General features: G+C 57.7%; 17 protein-coding genes. 9 read left to right on the top strand and 8 right to left on the bottom strand.

Going from position 1 to position 15,349, the window contains the following annotated elements; translation table 11 throughout:
- Nucleotides 1–3: 3 nt before the first annotated feature.
- On the bottom strand, nucleotides 4–1,224 hold the full coding sequence (locus RTN40_RS17065; protein ID WP_409418536.1) for an MFS transporter: 1,221 nt from the start codon (nucleotides 1,222–1,224) through the stop codon (nucleotides 4–6).
- Nucleotides 1,199–1,408, bottom strand: coding sequence for a hypothetical protein (locus tag RTN40_RS17060; RefSeq protein ID WP_312229507.1), 210 nt, complete (start codon nucleotides 1,406–1,408; stop codon nucleotides 1,199–1,201). Before RTN40_RS17060 ends, RTN40_RS17065 begins: the two co-directional genes overlap by 26 nt.
- 354 nt (nucleotides 1,409–1,762) lie before the next feature.
- On the opposite strand from RTN40_RS17060, the gene rpsF reads away from it, so the two are divergent.
- From rpsF to RTN40_RS17035, 5 genes are all read left to right on the top strand, one after another.
- Nucleotides 1,763–2,158 (top strand): 30S ribosomal protein S6, encoded by a 396-nt coding sequence (rpsF, locus tag RTN40_RS17055; protein ID WP_042388484.1) that lies wholly within the window; start codon nucleotides 1,763–1,765, stop codon nucleotides 2,156–2,158.
- A gap of 6 nt (nucleotides 2,159–2,164) precedes the next feature.
- Nucleotides 2,165–2,479: a primosomal replication protein N gene (gene priB, locus RTN40_RS17050; protein WP_042388482.1), complete on the top strand. Its 315-nt coding sequence runs from the start codon at nucleotides 2,165–2,167 to the stop codon at nucleotides 2,477–2,479.
- A 4-nt stretch (nucleotides 2,480–2,483) separates the two neighbouring features.
- The gene (rpsR, locus tag RTN40_RS17045) at nucleotides 2,484–2,711 is read left to right on the top strand and encodes a 30S ribosomal protein S18 (RefSeq protein WP_000135199.1); all 228 of its coding nucleotides are present in this window, start codon (nucleotides 2,484–2,486) and stop codon (nucleotides 2,709–2,711) included.
- A 41-nt stretch (nucleotides 2,712–2,752) separates the two neighbouring features.
- Nucleotides 2,753–3,202, top strand: coding sequence for a 50S ribosomal protein L9 (rplI, locus tag RTN40_RS17040; RefSeq protein ID WP_238081777.1), 450 nt, complete (start codon nucleotides 2,753–2,755; stop codon nucleotides 3,200–3,202).
- 155 nt (nucleotides 3,203–3,357) lie between these two features.
- Nucleotides 3,358–4,287, top strand: a complete 930-nt coding sequence (locus RTN40_RS17035) for a DMT family transporter (protein WP_312229506.1) — start codon at nucleotides 3,358–3,360, stop codon at nucleotides 4,285–4,287.
- Between the two features lie 46 nt (nucleotides 4,288–4,333).
- Here RTN40_RS17035 and RTN40_RS17030 read toward each other — a convergent pair whose 3' ends face one another.
- Entirely contained in the window at nucleotides 4,334–4,972 is a 639-nt protein-coding gene (locus RTN40_RS17030; RefSeq protein WP_312229505.1) for a LysM-like peptidoglycan-binding domain-containing protein, read from the bottom strand.
- Nucleotides 4,973–5,204: 232 nt separating this feature from the next.
- Between RTN40_RS17030 and fklB the strand changes: the two genes are divergently transcribed.
- A complete protein-coding gene (gene fklB, locus RTN40_RS17025) occupies nucleotides 5,205–5,825 on the top strand; it encodes an FKBP-type peptidyl-prolyl cis-trans isomerase (RefSeq protein ID WP_312229504.1) in 621 nt (206 codons plus the stop codon).
- A gap of 313 nt (nucleotides 5,826–6,138) precedes the next feature.
- A complete protein-coding gene (gene cycA, locus RTN40_RS17020) occupies nucleotides 6,139–7,551 on the top strand; it encodes a D-serine/D-alanine/glycine transporter (protein WP_312229503.1) in 1,413 nt (470 codons plus the stop codon).
- Between the two features lie 59 nt (nucleotides 7,552–7,610).
- On the opposite strand, the gene ytfE is transcribed toward cycA, so the two are convergent.
- Entirely contained in the window at nucleotides 7,611–8,273 is a 663-nt protein-coding gene (gene ytfE, locus RTN40_RS17015; RefSeq protein ID WP_312229502.1) for an iron-sulfur cluster repair protein YtfE, read from the bottom strand.
- A gap of 176 nt (nucleotides 8,274–8,449) precedes the next feature.
- Between ytfE and RTN40_RS17010 the strand changes: the two genes are divergently transcribed.
- Nucleotides 8,450–10,033 (top strand): methyl-accepting chemotaxis protein, encoded by a 1,584-nt coding sequence (locus tag RTN40_RS17010; protein WP_312229501.1) that lies wholly within the window; start codon nucleotides 8,450–8,452, stop codon nucleotides 10,031–10,033.
- Between the two features lie 36 nt (nucleotides 10,034–10,069).
- Here RTN40_RS17010 and RTN40_RS17005 read toward each other — a convergent pair whose 3' ends face one another.
- From RTN40_RS17005 to RTN40_RS16995, 3 genes are all read right to left on the bottom strand, one after another.
- Complete coding sequence (locus tag RTN40_RS17005) at nucleotides 10,070–11,008, bottom strand: DMT family transporter (RefSeq protein ID WP_312229500.1); 939 nt, start codon at nucleotides 11,006–11,008, stop codon at nucleotides 10,070–10,072.
- Nucleotides 11,009–11,083: 75 nt separating this feature from the next.
- Complete coding sequence (locus RTN40_RS17000; RefSeq protein ID WP_312229499.1) at nucleotides 11,084–11,908, bottom strand: AraC family transcriptional regulator; 825 nt, start codon at nucleotides 11,906–11,908, stop codon at nucleotides 11,084–11,086.
- Nucleotides 11,909–11,988: 80 nt separating this feature from the next.
- Complete coding sequence (locus RTN40_RS16995) at nucleotides 11,989–12,837, bottom strand: SDR family oxidoreductase (protein WP_312229498.1); 849 nt, start codon at nucleotides 12,835–12,837, stop codon at nucleotides 11,989–11,991.
- Between the two features lie 83 nt (nucleotides 12,838–12,920).
- On the opposite strand from RTN40_RS16995, the gene RTN40_RS16990 reads away from it, so the two are divergent.
- Nucleotides 12,921–13,313, top strand: coding sequence for a helix-turn-helix domain-containing protein (locus RTN40_RS16990; RefSeq protein WP_103818604.1), 393 nt, complete (start codon nucleotides 12,921–12,923; stop codon nucleotides 13,311–13,313).
- Between the two features lie 47 nt (nucleotides 13,314–13,360).
- On the opposite strand, the gene RTN40_RS16985 is transcribed toward RTN40_RS16990, so the two are convergent.
- Nucleotides 13,361–15,307, bottom strand: a complete 1,947-nt coding sequence (locus tag RTN40_RS16985) for a bifunctional 2',3'-cyclic-nucleotide 2'-phosphodiesterase/3'-nucleotidase (RefSeq protein WP_312229497.1) — start codon at nucleotides 15,305–15,307, stop codon at nucleotides 13,361–13,363.
- Nucleotides 15,308–15,349 lie beyond the last annotated feature (42 nt).

Raw genomic sequence — 15,349 nt, 5'->3', positions numbered from 1 at the left:
TGCTTAACGCTGCTGGTATGCCGCAGGGGTAAGCCGCATACCCAGCAGCGTAATCACGCAGATAATCGCTCCTGCGTAGAAGGTCGAAGCGGCACCCAGCGTCTCCCACAGGATACCCGCGCCGGTGCTGGCCAGCAGCATCGCGATGCCGCTAATCAGATTGAACATGCCGAAGGCGGTGCCACGCAGCTCTGGCGGGGCGGTGTGGGCGATCATGGCAGCCAGCAGGCCCTGGGTCATGCCCATATGGATCCCCCACAGACCAACGCCGATCAGCAGCGTGCCCCAGTGCTGGCTGAGCGCTAGAGCGATGTCTGCGGCGATCAGCACCAGCAGTCCGGCTTGTAACAGGCCGCTATGGCTCATGCGGTCAGACAGCTTGCCAAACGGATAGGCCGTCAGGCTGTAGACCAGGTTCATGGCGACCATCACCAGCGGGATGGCGAAAAGCGGGATTCCCATCTGATTGGCACGCAGAACAAGAAACGCCTCGCTAAAGCGGGCCAGGGTAAAGATGGCTCCTAAGCCTACTACCCACCAGTAGGCAGCGCTGAGCTTCTTTAGGCTTTCCCGGCGCAGCGGGTTGGTCCGTTTATGGGCTACAGGGTTTTTGGGTTCGCGCAGGCCAAACCAGAGCAGGGCGATGGACATGACGCCCGGAATAACGGCCACCCAGAAGATAGCCTGAAAGTCGTTGTGCCAGACAAACATCAGAGCCACCGCCAGCAGCGGCCCGAGAAACGCGCCAACGGTATCCAGCGACTGACGTAGCCCGTAAGCCGCGCCACGGATCTCAGGCGGTGTGACGTCGGCCACCAGCGCATCCCGCGGTGCGCCGCGAATGCCTTTGCCGACGCGGTCGATCATCCGCGCGGTGAGCACCATGCCTGAGGAGCCTGCGAGGGCGAAGAGCGGCTTGCTTAATGCACCAAGGCCGTAGCCGAGCATGGCCAGCCCCTTGCGTTTGCCAAGGTAGTCGCTGAGCACGCCAGAGAAGACTTTAATAATCAGGGCGGTGGCTTCGGCCAGACCCTCGATGAGGCCAATAATAATAACGCTGGCGCCGAGGGTGGTGGCCATAAACAGCGGCAGCAGGCTGTGGATCATCTCTGATGAAACATCCATAAGCAGGCTAACGCCGCCGAGAACCCAGACGCCCCGCGGAATACGACTCAGCGTCGTGGAGCGGTATTCGGTATTAGTACTTTGCAGCGTGTGCCTCACTCTCTTGCGTTGGGGGCTGGCCAGCTTCACTGTCAGTGGCGTGATTGTGGTTTATATATACTACGCCTAAGCTCATCACGTCATCCATATTGCGTTCCGGATGCGGATCGACATGAATAGCCGCCGTTGCGCTGGTGCCCAGAAGCAACGTCGTCAGTAGTGGAATGGTCAATATTTTCATCATGTTGCACCCCAACTCACTCATCAACAGCTCTCTGATGCGCGATCGTAGAGGAGCCGCTCCTCACTCGCGTTCGGGCTTCTATAAAGTGTACTCACTGGCGGGAAAACTCACCGCGATCGTTTCTGCTGCAGTTGTACAAAAATTTACTGCAAGGCTGATTGAGCAAGCTTAGACCTGCCGAAAAAGTGCACTTCACGCTTTGTGCGAATTATTTGTGCAATCACCTTGAGTTCGTCTGGCTTCGCAAGTATGATTACGCGTCAATTTTTCAGCCGCCTTTCAAAAACGTTCCTTGCTTCCATGGGCCGCGGCTGACCCTGACAGGAGGCTGAATAATCCGTAAGGAGCAATTCGATGCGTCATTACGAAATCGTTTTTATGGTCCATCCTGACCAGAGCGAACAGGTTCCGGGCATGATCGAGCGTTACACTGGTGCTATCACTGCAGCAGAAGGCACGATCCACCGTCTGGAAGACTGGGGCCGCCGTCAGCTGGCTTATCCGATCAACAAACTGCACAAAGCACACTACGTTCTGCTGAACGTTGAAGCGCCGCAGGAAGCGATCGATGAGCTGGAAACTAACTTCCGCTTCAACGATGCCGTTATCCGCAGCATGGTTATGCGTACCAAAAACGCTGTTACTGAAGCATCTCCGATGGTTAAAGCGAAAGACGAGCGCCGTGAGCGTCGCGATGATTTCGCTAACGAAACCGCAGATGCTGAAGATGCTGGGGATTCTGAAGAGTAATTTCTGATGACCAACCGTCTGGTGTTGTCCGGCACCGTGTGCAGGATGCCCCTTCGCAAGGTCAGCCCATCAGGAATACCTCATTGCCAGTTCGTGCTTGAGCATCGTTCTGTGCAGGAGGAGGCCGGTTTTCACCGGCAGGCGTGGTGTCAAATGCCTGTAATAATCAGCGGGCAAGAGAACCAGGCCATTACTCACAGTATAACGGTCGGTAGCGCAGTTACCGTGCAGGGGTTCATTAGCTGCCATAAGGCAAAGAATGGCCTGAGCAAACTGGTTCTGCATGCCGAGCAGATTGAATTGATAGATTCTGGAGACTAGCCAAATGGCACGTTATTTCCGTCGTCGCAAGTTCTGCCGTTTCACCGCGGAAGGCGTTCAAGAGATCGACTATAAAGATATCGCAACGCTGAAAAACTACATCACCGAAAGCGGTAAGATTGTCCCAAGCCGTATCACCGGTACCCGTGCAAAATACCAGCGTCAGCTGGCTCGCGCTATCAAACGCGCTCGCTACCTGTCCCTGCTGCCGTACACTGATCGTCATCAGTAATCGGGCACGGTCCATTAATACGACTTTGAGAGGATAAGGTAATGCAAGTTATTCTGCTTGATAAAGTAGCAAACCTCGGTAGCCTGGGCGACCAGGTTAACGTTAAAGCGGGCTACGCTCGTAACTTCCTGGTACCGCAGGGCAAAGCTGTTCCTGCTACCAAGAAAAACGTTGAATTCTTCGAAGCACGCCGTGCTGAACTGGAAGCTAAACTGGCTGACGTTCAGAACGCTGCAGAAGCTCGCGCTGAGAAAATCAACGCACTGGGCACCGTTACCATCGCGTCTAAAGCTGGCGACGAAGGTAAACTGTTCGGTTCCATCGGTACTCGCGACATCGCTGACGCTGTAACTGCAGCTGGCGTTGACGTAGCTAAGAGCGAAGTTCGTCTGCCGAACGGCGTTCTGCGTACTACCGGTGAGCACGAAGTGGACTTCCAGGTTCACAGCGAAGTGTTTGCTAAAGTTATCATCAACGTGGTTGCTGAGTAATCTGCGACTCTCGTTTGAGATGACACCGAAACGCCTGCCTTGTGCAGGCGTTTTGCTTTTTGCGACCCCGCCGACACTCCCAACGGTGCCAGGTATCAATTCCTTCCCCCTTCACTGATAATAAATCAAAACACGATTTTAATTTTGGTGAGGAAATGGAAACAGTCTCTTCAGTACCGGTTTTTGCCCGTAGAAACGTCGCCTACGCCGGGGCTACGCTCTGCTGTCTACTCTGGGGCAGCTCCTATCCCGCAATCAAGAGCGGCTATGAACTCTTTGCTATTGCCACCGACGATATCCCCTCGAAGATCGTCTTTGCTGGCTATCGCTTTCTGTTTGCCGGACTTTTGCTGCTGTTGTTCGCGATGGCGCAGCGTAAACCTATCGCCCGGCTCAGCCCACGCCAGTATGGTCAGCTAGCGATTCTGGGCCTGACGCAAACCTCAATTCAGTACATTTTTTTCTATATCGGCCTCGCCTTTACCACTGGGGTAAAAGGCTCGATCATGAACGCCACAGGCACCTTTTTCAGCGTGCTGCTGGCCCACCTGATCTATAAAAATGACAGGCTAAGCTATAACAAGAGCATCGGCTGCGTGCTGGGCTTTACCGGGGTGATGCTGGTGAACTTCAATCACTCGCTGCTGGATTTCAGCTTTAGCATGATGGGGGACGGCTTTGTGGTGCTGGCGGCGTTTATTCTCTCCGCCTCGATGCTGTATGGCAAACGCATCTCGCAAACCGTTGACCCGACGGTGATGACCGGGTGGCAGCTGGCGTTTGGCGGCGGGGTACTGGTGCTCGGCGGCTATCTGACCGGCGGCACGCTGGTGGTCCATAGCGTGACGGCGGCGGTGCTCCTCGGCTATCTTACGCTGCTCTCATCCATTGCCTTCGCTCTGTGGAGCGTCCTGCTCAAGTACAACCGCGTCAGCATGATTGCGCCGTTTAACTTTGTGATCCCGGTAGCGGGCACGGTGCTGTCAGCGATCTTCCTGGGGGAGAACATCCTTGAGATGAAATACGCCATTGCGCTGGTGCTGGTCTGCTCGGGGATCTGGTGGGTTAATAAACCCAAAGCGTAATCGTAGCCCCGGTAAGCGCGAGCGCCACCGGGGAAAACGCCTGAAATCAGCGGGCGCGGATAAAGCTGCCGTTGGCCTGGCGGGTAAACAGCACCTCGCCATCGCCGGTTTCAATTGTCAGGCCGGTGACCACGCCACTGGCGTTCTGGCGGATCTTCACCACCTGGCCGGTTTGCAGCGTGCTGAGCGGCTTGCCGCTGCCCTCGACCTGCGCCATTGCATAGACGTCCGTCGCCGGCAGGTTATGATCGCGGAACAGCTGGGCCAGCGTTTGGCCAGACGCAATGCGGTAGGTCCGCCACTGCTGATCGATGCCTCCTGACTCCTGGAAGGGCTGCACGACGTTAGTCTGCGCGGTATTGCTTTGCGTATCTTCCGGCTGCTCCTGCTCCTGGATTGGCTCCGGGGCAACCGGCGCAACCAGCTGGGGATCGCTCACCGTTGGCGCGGCGGGCTGGGCTGTAGGTGCTGGCTGGGACGGGGCGATATCCAGCTGGGCGTCACGCCTGACCGGCGCATCGTCGGCGTTGTCCCCGGACGGCAGCAAGAAGCCAATGATAATCAGCAGAGCCGCAATAATAATGCCGCGACGGTGCGCAGGGGGCAGCGGATCCATAATGCGAAAGTTATCCGGCGCGTACCAGATTTTCGCCAGAGTCGGTTTCAGTGCAAATCGCCCGGGCATGGCTTTCCTCCTGCTCCGCGTCGTTATTTTCCTGTATCACTGAGTATAGATTGCTAACTGCCTGACTCGCGTAGTAAAGCGCTCTTTCGTGACCTGGGATCGGGAATAATCTTACCCCTCTCTATTGTTTCTTTTTCGCTGCGATTTGTCACCCTCCCTGCGACAAAGTTTTACCCGGTGCGGCGCGGCTGCTATGCTGCCCGCTACTTTTAATACGATGAAAGGAAAACCCATGACAACCCCGACGTTTGACACTATCGAAGCACAGGCAAGTTACGGTATCGGCCTGCAGGTAGGCCAGCAGCTGAGCGAGTCTGGCCTCCAGGGCCTGCTGCCGGAAGCGCTGGTTGCCGGTATTGCCGACGCGCTGGCAGGTAAACAGCCTGCTGTGCCGGTGGATGTTGTTCATCGTGCGCTGCGTGAAATTCACGAGCGTGCCGATGCGGTGCGTCGCGAACGCTTTGCCGCGATGGCGGAAGAGGGCGAGAAGTATCTGGACGAGAACCGCGAGCGTGAAGGCGTGAACAGCACCGAGTCCGGCCTGCAGTTCCGCGTCATCAAGCAGGGCGAGGGCGCTATCCCGGCGCGTACCGACCGCGTGCGCGTGCACTACACCGGTAAGCTGACGGACGGCTCGGTCTTTGACAGCTCCGTGGCCCGTGGCGAACCGGCTGAGTTTCCGGTTAACGGCGTGATCCCAGGCTGGATCGAAGCGCTGACCCTGATGCCGGTCGGCTCGAAGTGGGAGCTGACCATTCCGCAGAACCTGGCCTACGGCGAGCGCGGTGCGGGCGCATCGATTCCGCCGTTCAGCACCCTGGTGTTTGAAGTCGAGCTGCTGGAAATTCTGTAACGCTGCTAAACGATTCCTCTCCCCAAATGGGGGGAGGAAGCGACAATTCCGCATATCCTCCACTCTTTACAGAAATGTCGATACTTAATCTTGCAAATGCATTTTTTGCGTGTATTTTTGTGAGCCAAATCCAGGTAGTGGTGTGATATCACACTCATTTTTAACATAAGTGTAACATTGCTTTTAAATCGCAGTATTCATCCCTCCGATTCTTACCTAATATCGATGAGTCCACATTCAGGCGCCCTGCGGCGTCACGCAATGAAAGGCCAGAAGAGCCTCAACAACACAGACAGGTACAGGAAATAAACACATGGTAGATCAGATCAAAGTCGCTACCGACGAGCAGGCTCCGGCCGAGCAGTCGCTACGACGTCATCTTACAAACCGTCATATCCAGCTTATTGCCATTGGGGGTGCCATCGGTACCGGGCTGTTTATGGGATCGGGTAAAACAATCAGCCTTGCCGGCCCGTCGATCATATTTGTTTATATGATCATTGGCTTCATGCTCTTTTTCGTGATGCGCGCCATGGGCGAGCTGCTGCTGTCGAACCTCGAATACAAGTCGTTTAGCGACTTTGCTGCCGATCTGCTCGGTCCCTGGGCGGGCTACTTTACCGGCTGGACTTACTGGTTCTGCTGGGTGGTCACCGGCATGGCGGACGTGGTAGCCATCACCGCCTACGCCCAGTTCTGGTTCCCCGGACTGTCGGACTGGGTGGCCTCGCTGGCGGTGATCGCGCTGCTGCTGAGCCTTAACCTGGCGACGGTGAAGCTGTTCGGTGAGATGGAGTTCTGGTTTGCGATGATCAAAATCGTCGCCATCGTGTCGCTGATTATCGTAGGCGTGGTCATGGTGCTGATGAACTTCCAGTCGCCAACCGGCGTTGAGGCCTCCTTTACCCACCTGTGGGATGATGGCGGCTGGTTCCCGAAAGGGCTGAGCGGCTTCTTTGCCGGTTTCCAGATCGCGGTCTTTGCCTTTGTCGGTATTGAGCTGGTAGGCACCACGGCAGCCGAGACCAAAGATCCGGAGAAATCACTGCCACGTGCGATTAACTCTATTCCTATCCGTATCATTATGTTCTACGTCTTCGCGCTGATTGTGATCATGTCCGTGACGCCGTGGAGCTCGGTGGTACCGAACAAAAGCCCGTTCGTTGAGCTGTTTGTGCTGGTGGGCCTGCCAGCTGCGGCGAGCATCATTAACTTTGTGGTGCTGACCTCTGCGGCCTCCTCGGCAAACAGCGGCGTCTTCTCCACCAGCCGGATGCTGTTTGGCTTGGCCCAGGACGGCGTGGCACCGAAGAGCTTCGGCAAGCTGTCGAAGCGTGCCGTACCGGCTACCGGCCTGACCTTCTCTTGCATCTGCCTGCTGGGCGGTGTGGTGATCCTCTACGTGAACCCGAGCGTGATTGCGGCCTTCACCATGATCACCACCGTATCAGCGATCCTGTTTATGTTCGTCTGGACCATTATTCTCTGCTCATATCTGGTCTACCGTAAGCGCCGTCCGGAGCTGCACGCGAAGTCGATCTACAAGATGCCGCTGGGTAAGGTGATGTGCTGGGTGTGCATGGCGTTCTTTGCCTTTGTGCTGGTGCTGCTGACCCTGGAAGAGGATACCCGTCAGGCGCTGATCGTCACGCCGCTGTGGTTCGTGGTGCTGGGCGCATTCTGGCTGCTGGTCGGCAAGAAGCGCGTAGAGAGTTTCCGTAAGTAAGGTTTCTGGAAGTAATAGTCTGTAGGCCCGGCAAGCGTAGCGCTGCCGGGCCTTTTTGTTTACTCCCCGGCTAACGCGCGTGGGAAGAGCACGTTATTCTCCAGGCTGATGTGCTCCATCAGATCGTCAATCAGCTCGTTAATCCCGTTATACATCGCTTTCCACGTCGTGCAGGCCTCGGGCGGCGGCGTCACGTTATGGGTGGTGTGCTTGATCACCTCCAGCAGCTCACCCGCTTCATCGTGCTCACTCTCCATCACGCTTACCGGTCCCGCCGCATGGCTGCCCTGGCCCTGCTTGATCATCGGGAAGAGGATCCGCTCCTCCTTCATCATGTGGCTAGTCAGCTCCTCATGCAGCATGGTCAGGTATTTGGTCAGCCCACGCGGCACGTTGGGCTTATCGGCATGAACGCGCTCAACCTTGGTGGCCTGCAGGATCAGCTCTGGCAGCTGTTCGCGGTGCCTGTCGTGATAGCGCACGATGATGTGATCAATAATCTCGGCCAGCGGGGCTACGCGCCAGTCCTTGTCTACCGGCTGCTCGGCCAGCTTCGCCAGCGCCGTCTCAATTTCTTCAACATCCAGCGCTTTGCGCTGGGCCGCACGCGCCAGAGTCTGCTTACCGCCACAGCAGTAGTCCATATCGTACTGACGGAACAGGGCCGAGGCCCGGGGGATAGAGAGCGCCAGCTCACCTAAAGATTGATCGCGAAAGGCCATAGCAGTTACCTCAAGGGTTAAATAATAAGATGTATTTTAAATGCATCTTTAAACCAGCGCTATAACCCTTTAGCGGCAGGGGGAAAATGAGATGTACTTCACAATTATGTTCAAGAAGCCGCCATGCCTGCCGATAGATACAGGCCAGACAATATCCTGCACCTAAAAGGCAATACATGTTTAAACGTATGAAAGTCATTACCCTGCTGATTTCAGTCCTGCTGGCGCTTGGCGTCATGCAGGCGATCTCAGCCAGCGTGTTCATTACCGCGCTTAATAACGATAAAGATAATTTCAATGTCTCCCAGCTCTCCAGCCAGAACGTCGCTGAATTTACCGACGCATGGATTAGCCTGAACCAGGCCCGCGTGACCCTCAACCGGGGCATGCTGCGTCTGCAAAGCAGCGAGGCGAGCCAGATCAACGGCGGGCAACTCAGCGAGCTGGTTATCATCGCGAAAAACCTGCTGGCGGAGGCTAAAGACCATTACGACAAATACTATGCCCTGCCGGAAACGCCGGGGATGGACGAGCATCTGGCCGACCGCCTGGAAGAGCAGTATCGCAATTACTCTACCACCCTGGCTCAGATGAACACTTTCCTTGCCCAGGGCAAACTGGAAGAGATGTTCAAACAGAACGCCGAGCAGAAGCAGAAAGCGATGCAGGCGGTCTACCACGAGTGGCGTCAGGCACAGGCGGATCTGGCCAGCAAGGGCGTGAAAGATAATGAGAGCGACTACAAACGTATTCTGTGGATCCTCTCTGCGATCATGCTCATGGTCATTGCCGTGATTATTACCAGCTGGATTGCGATGCGCCGCGTGCTGCTCCAGCCGCTGGATGAGGTGCTCGGCCATATCCGCGCTATCGCCGCAGGCGATCTGACCCAGCCGATTGCCGCCGAAGGCAAAAACGAGATGGCGCTGCTGGCGCGTAACGTGAAGGAGATGCAAACCGCGTTGGCAAATACGGTCGGCGTGGTGCGTGACGGGGCCGACGTAATCTATACCGGCGCGAGTGAGATCTCTACGGGCAGCAACGATCTCTCCTCCCGTACCGAGCAGCAGGCCGCTTCCCTGGAAGAGACGGCGGCCAGCATGGAGCAGTTGACGGCCACCGTGAAGCAGAATGCCGACAACGCTCGCCAGGCTTCACGTCTGGCGCTGGATGCCTCTTCTACTGCGAAGAAAGGCGGCAGCGTGGTGGAGAAGGTGGTGCAGACGATGGACGAGATCGCCACCAGCTCCAGCAAAATTGCCCAGATCACGAATGTTATTGACGGGATTGCTTTCCAGACCAACATCCTGGCACTGAACGCGGCGGTAGAGGCAGCACGCGCGGGTGAGCAGGGACGGGGCTTTGCCGTGGTGGCTGGTGAGGTGCGTACTCTTGCCCAGCGCAGCGCCCAGGCGGCGAAGGAGATCAAGGGCCTGATTGATGCCTCCGGCGATCGGGTTGACGCCGGCTCCATGCTGGTCAACCAGGCCGGGGAGACCATGGCGGAGATCGTCAGTGCGGTCACCCGCGTGACCGATATCATGGGCGAAATCGCCTCCGCTTCTGACGAACAGAGCCGCGGTATCGATCAGGTTGGCCAGGCGGTAGCGGAGATGGATCGCGTCACGCAGCAGAACGCCTCGCTGGTGGAGGAGTCTGCGGCGGCGGCGGCGGCGCTGGAGGAGCAGTCCGCCCGTTTGAGCGAGGCGGTAGCGGTGTTCAAAACTACCCGTCGCCAGGCAGATATGGCTAACGCTTAACCGATAAATCGCCGGGCGGCACTGCGTTTGCCCGGCCTACTGCACCGGTTTTCCTCTGACGGCAAGCGTTACGCCAATCACCAACAGTAGAATACCTGATGCCGTCAGCAAAGGCGGCAAACTCTGGCGCAGCAGGAAGGTATAGAGCAGCCCCGCCAGGGTTTCAAAGACAATCAGCGGACCTAAAATTACCGTCGGCAGCTTCTGGCTGGCGATATTCCAGCACAGTGCGCCCACCCATGAGCAGAGCACGGCGATCGCCACCATCAATCCAACGAACAGGCCCGGACGGGGGCCAAACGGCAGCGTGAACTCGGGTTGCTGAACGCCTAACCAGCCGCATACCGCCACATATCCTATCAACGAAACCGGCAGGGTCACCAGCGCCTGCGCGGTTGCCCACATCATTGGATTTTTATCCGGGTTATCCCGCAGCCAGCGGGCATTACGCAGGGCATACCATGCCCAGCACACCACTGAGATGACGGCCAGTAGGATCCCGGAGACGTAGCGCCATCCGCCCGCACCCGTTACGCCGTGCCGCAGCTCGGCAATGTTAACGCACGCCAGGCCGATAGCGATACAGACCAGGGCGGGAACCATTTTCGACCACGCCAGCTTGCCGTCATGGCGGCTGTAGAGCAGGTTGGCGAAGACCGGGATCACCACGGGCAGAGTGCCGATTATCATGGTTGAGACAGGTGCACCGGTGCGCTGAATAGCGCTTGCCAGGCAGGCGTAATAGATCAGGTTGCCCATCATGGTCAGCTCCAGCGCGGTAAGCCAGTCCCGGCGGACTAGCTTTTTCAGGCGCTTACGACCCAGCCACGCCAGCGGCAGGGCGATAAGCCCCAGCGCCAGATAGCGCCCCATCGACTGTAGCAGCGCCGGGTACTCCGGCACGATCAGTGGTCCGACAAAAATCAATCCCCACATTAGACCTGCAAGCAGGGCATACAACACACCGCTAATCATTTGTTCCATCCATTTATTTAAATCTGCATGCAGTGTAAGAAGGCAGCGGCCGGCCGTATTGTACGAGATTGCGCATTAGCGCCGGACTACCTGTTTCTGGTAGCGCACCGGGGTGATGCCGTAGCGGCGGGTAAAAGCGCGGGTAAGGTGCGACTGATCTGTCAGTCCGGTGACAGCGGCAACGTCGGCGGCGGGCATCCCCTGGGTGAGAAAATCTTTAGCACGCCACAGGCGGATCGCCATCAGCATCTGGTGCGGCGTGACGTGAAAATGGGCCTTGAACTGGCGCTGGAAATGGTACGGACTCAGGGAGACCACCTGAGCCAGCTCCTCCAGGGTGAGGGTGTGCATATAGTTGTCGTGCAGGTAGTCGCGCACACGCTCGAAGCGGTGCGCGCCCTCCGCCTGCGCCGGTGCATGGCGAGCCAGCGGGCGGAAGGTGTCTATCAGATCCAGCAGCAGCCCCTGCTGGGCCAGCGGATCGTCGCTGTGCCAGAGGCTGTGGATCAGGACGCAGATCCGCCGGGAGCGAAGCGGATCGTAACGGGTGGCGTCAGCGAACCACCAGTGACGGATGCCGGTGACCTGCTCCAGCAGATCCGGTTCAAGGTAGATCATGCGGTAGCGCCAGCCGTCGTCGGCTGCCGCCTCGCCGGTGTGCAGCTCATCGGGATTCATAGTGACCACCGAGCGGGCCGGCGCGACGTGCTGCGCCCCGCGATAGCGAAAGCGCTCCGCGCCAGCCTCTATGGTGCCAATGCCAAAGGCTTCGTGGGTATGCGGCTCAAAGGCGTAGCGGGAGATATGGGCATGATACAGCTCCACACCCGGAAGCTGCGCCAGATGGCGAAAGCGGGCGCTGTCTTTTTCATCGCTGAACTGCTCCGGTACACCTTGCACTGGCTCTCTCCACGCGGGTCATTACTTCATTATCAGGAATGACCCACCGGGATGCTACAAAAATTAACGACTCTGTAACCTCAGACGATTTCGCGAATGCTGTCGTGAATTGGCGTGGTAGGGCGGCCAATCAGCGTGCTCAGCGTCCGGCTGTCGTCGAACAGACCCCCTTTTGCCGCGCCGACGTCGGAGTCTGCCAGCAGGTTAGCGAATGCTTCCGGCAGACCTGCCCCTTTCAGCGCTTCAGCAAAGTCGGCTTCGCTGAGGTTCTGATACACCACCGGCTTACCGCTCTGCTTGCTCAACGCTGCTGCCAGCTCGCTGAGGGTCCAGGCTTCATCGCCTGCCAGCTCGTATACCTTGCCCGCATGGCCTTCGCTGCTCATCACCTTAGCCGCCGCCGCTGCATAGTCAGCCCGGGTGGCGGAGGCGATTTTGCCCTCACCGGCTGAGCCGATAAACACGCCATGCGCTAACGCCGCTGGGGCGCTGGCCAGGTAGTTTTCGCTATACCAGCCGTTACGCAGCAGGGTGTAGGGGATACCAGAGGCTGCCAGGTTGCGTTCGGTTTCAATATGTTCAGCTGCCAGGCCCAGCGGGGAGCGATCGGCATGCAGCAGGCTGGTATAGGCGATGAATTTCACCCCCGCCGCCTTCGCCGCGTCGATGACGTTACGGTGCTGAACCGCGCGCTGGCCCACTTCGCTGGAGGAGATCAGCAGCAGCTTCTCAACGCCCTCAAGGGCGGCCGTGAGCGCGGCCCGATCGGTATACTCCGCCTGGCGTACGGTGACGCCCTGCTGAGCCAGGGTTTCGGCTTTCGCCGGGTTACGCACAATGGCCACCAGCTGGCTGGCGGGGACGGTTTTCAGCAGTTCAGTAAAGGTTAGCTGGCCCAGGTGGCCGGTTGCACCAGTAATGGCGATCATAGAATTTTCCTTCTTGTGGGTAGTGAGTTATGGCACACTAGCACCCTAACTAACTTTTAGTAAGTACGTACAAAAAGGTAAGTATGAAAATAACTAACGCACCCCAGACGCTAAGTGAACGGCTGCGCGAAGGTAATCTGTTCGCCGAGCAGTGTCCCTCCCGCGACGTGCTTAAGCATCTGACCAGCCGCTGGGGCGTGCTGGTGATGGTGGCCCTGCGCGACGGCACGCATCGCTTTAGCGATCTGCGCCGCAAGATGGGTGGCGTCAGCGAGAAGATGCTGGCGCAAACCTTACAGTGGCTGGAGCAGGACGGCTTTATCAACCGCGTGGCTTATCCGGTCGTGCCGCCGCACGTTGAGTACAGCCTGACGCCGCTGGGGGAAGAGGTGAGCGAGAAAGTCGCCGCGCTCGCCGACTGGATAGAGCTGAACCTGCCGGAGGTACTGGCGAGGCGCGACGAGCGGGCGGCGTAGGGTCGGAAATCGCCGGGCGGCGGCCTTCGCCTTGCCCGGCCTACGGGTTACTTCGCGTTTAGATTAACTTTGTAAATTGCGAACCCGATGTCATCGCTGCCGACCTGGCTCATCGGGTACTGGGCCTTCTCTTTGATAAACGCTGCCGCCTTGTCAGAAGGAGAGGTTTCGAAGCGAATATCCAGCGTCGTATCGCTGTGGATCGGTGCAAGACGCCAGTTGTTATCTGCCGCCGGGTGGATTGCCCCCGAGCGGGCTGACTCAGTGCTTATCCACGCCGCCAGCACGGAGCGGTTCTCATCCGGCGAGGCAAAGGCGATGTGACTGTCCCCCGTCCCGGCAAACTTGCCGCCGTAGGCGCGGTAGTTGTTAGTGGCAACGAGGAAAGTGGCGTTGGGATCGATGGGCTTGCCGTTGAAGGTCAGATTTTTAATGCGCTCCGCCTGCGGATTCAGACTCTGGCACTCGCCATCATAGCGAGCGGGCTGGGTAACATCGACCTGGTAATTGACGCCGTCAATCACATCAAAGTTATAGGTGCGGAAGGTATCCCAGTTAATCAGCGACTGCGGCTTGCTGCTGTGCGGATCGATCTGGTTAAACTGCCCGGCAGAGCACTCCAGCCACTCCTTCACCTCTTTTCCACTGGCCTTCACCACCACCAGCGTATTTGGGTAGAGGTAGAGATCGGCGGCGTTGCGGAAGGTCAGCTGGCCTTTTTCCACCTCGACGAAGCTGGCCGGATCGTTCTTGCGACCGCCTGCTTTGAATGGCGCGGCGGCAGAGAGTACCGGCAGCGAGGCCAGATCCGGATCGCCCTGAATATAGTGCTCTACGTAGGCCTTCTGCGCCATGTTGACGACCTGCACGGTGGGGTCATCCTGTACCAGCGACAGGTAGCTATACATGTTATCGGCAGACTGCCCGATGGGCTTGCTGACAAACTCCCGGGTAGCGTCGTGAGACTCTTTCAGAACGGAAATCAGCTTGCTGTCTTCTGCCGCCAGCGATTTCTTCGCCGCTGCGTCGTAGATGGGACGCGCCTCAGCGCGGGAGTGGGTCACCTGCCATTTGCCGCCGTCGTTGTTCAGCACCAAATCGACCACGCCGAGGTGATCTCCCCACATGCCGGGCATCACCGCCGGTACGCCGTTAAGGGTGCCGGTAGCGATATCCGCACCTTTGATATCGGCAAAGTCTTTACCGGGGAAGACCGCATGAGCATGCCCAAAGAGGATCGCGTCTACGCCGGGAACCTCGCTGAGGTAGTAGACTGAGTTCTCTGCCAGCGCCTTGTACGGCTCGGCTGAAAGTCCGGAGTGAGCAATTACTACCACGATGTCCGCCCCTTTGCTGCGCATCTCTGGTACGTACTTGCGTGCGGTCTCGGTAATATCGTTCACCGTCACCTTGCCGCTGAGGTTAGCCTTATCCCAGGTCATGATCTGCGGCGGCACAAAGCCGATATAGCCAATGCGCAGCGTCTGCGTTTTGCCCTCTTTATCCTTCACCGTGGTCTCTTTGATCAGGTAAGGCGTGAACAGCGGCTTTTGCGTTTTCGCGTCGATGATATTGGCATTCACGTAGGGAAACTTCGCTCCCGCCAGGGCGCGGTGCAGATAATCCAGACCATAGTTGAACTCATGGTTGCCGAGGTTACCCACCGCATAGTCAAGGGTATTCATCGCCTTATAGACCGGGTGTACCTCGTTCTGGGTTAATCCCTTCGCCGCCATGTAATCCCCCAGCGGACTGCCCTGAATCACGTCGCCGTTATCCACCAGCACGCTATTGGCGGCCTCCTGGCGAGCGGCATTAATTAGCGTCGCGGTGCGCACCAGGCCGAACTTCTCTGTCGGCGTATCTTTGTAGTAGTCAAAGTCCATCATGTTGCTGTGCAGATCGGTGGTTTCCAGCAGGCGGAGATCCACGGTGGCAGCCTGGGCACCCACCGCCGTCAGCATGGCCAGGAGCGTTGCGCTAAACTTAATCATCAGAGAGTCCTTTTAGATCTAATCCACAAAAGAGAATGTATT

The organism is Pseudescherichia sp., assembly GCF_031987975.1.
Taxonomy (GTDB): domain Bacteria; phylum Pseudomonadota; class Gammaproteobacteria; order Enterobacterales; family Enterobacteriaceae; genus Pseudescherichia.
The sequence above is the reverse complement of the archived record's forward strand: the minus strand, read 5'-3'. Positions and strand labels throughout refer to the sequence as shown.

Bases quoted from the DNA above. Each gene is read 5' to 3' on its own strand.
- RTN40_RS17010 (WP_312229501.1), top strand. From the start codon at position 8,450: ATGTTTAAACGTATGAAAGTCATTACCCTGCTGATTTCAGTCCTGCTG.
- fklB (WP_312229504.1), top strand. From the start codon at position 5,205: ATGACAACCCCGACGTTTGACACTATCGAAGCACAGGCAAGTTACGGT.
- rpsF (WP_042388484.1), top strand. From the start codon at position 1,763: ATGCGTCATTACGAAATCGTTTTTATGGTCCATCCTGACCAGAGCGAA.
- RTN40_RS16990 (WP_103818604.1), top strand. From the start codon at position 12,921: ATGAAAATAACTAACGCACCCCAGACGCTAAGTGAACGGCTGCGCGAA.
- RTN40_RS16985 (WP_312229497.1), bottom strand. From the start codon at position 15,307: ATGATTAAGTTTAGCGCAACGCTCCTGGCCATGCTGACGGCGGTGGGT.
- ytfE (WP_312229502.1), bottom strand. From the start codon at position 8,273: ATGGCCTTTCGCGATCAATCTTTAGGTGAGCTGGCGCTCTCTATCCCC.
- RTN40_RS16995 (WP_312229498.1), bottom strand. From the start codon at position 12,837: ATGATCGCCATTACTGGTGCAACCGGCCACCTGGGCCAGCTAACCTTT.
- RTN40_RS17060 (WP_312229507.1), bottom strand. From the start codon at position 1,408: ATGATGAAAATATTGACCATTCCACTACTGACGACGTTGCTTCTGGGC.
- RTN40_RS17035 (WP_312229506.1), top strand. From the start codon at position 3,358: ATGGAAACAGTCTCTTCAGTACCGGTTTTTGCCCGTAGAAACGTCGCC.
- rpsR (WP_000135199.1), top strand. From the start codon at position 2,484: ATGGCACGTTATTTCCGTCGTCGCAAGTTCTGCCGTTTCACCGCGGAA.
- priB (WP_042388482.1), top strand. From the start codon at position 2,165: ATGACCAACCGTCTGGTGTTGTCCGGCACCGTGTGCAGGATGCCCCTT.
- rplI (WP_238081777.1), top strand. From the start codon at position 2,753: ATGCAAGTTATTCTGCTTGATAAAGTAGCAAACCTCGGTAGCCTGGGC.
- RTN40_RS17030 (WP_312229505.1), bottom strand. From the start codon at position 4,972: ATGCCCGGGCGATTTGCACTGAAACCGACTCTGGCGAAAATCTGGTAC.
- RTN40_RS17005 (WP_312229500.1), bottom strand. From the start codon at position 11,008: ATGATTAGCGGTGTGTTGTATGCCCTGCTTGCAGGTCTAATGTGGGGA.
- cycA (WP_312229503.1), top strand. From the start codon at position 6,139: ATGGTAGATCAGATCAAAGTCGCTACCGACGAGCAGGCTCCGGCCGAG.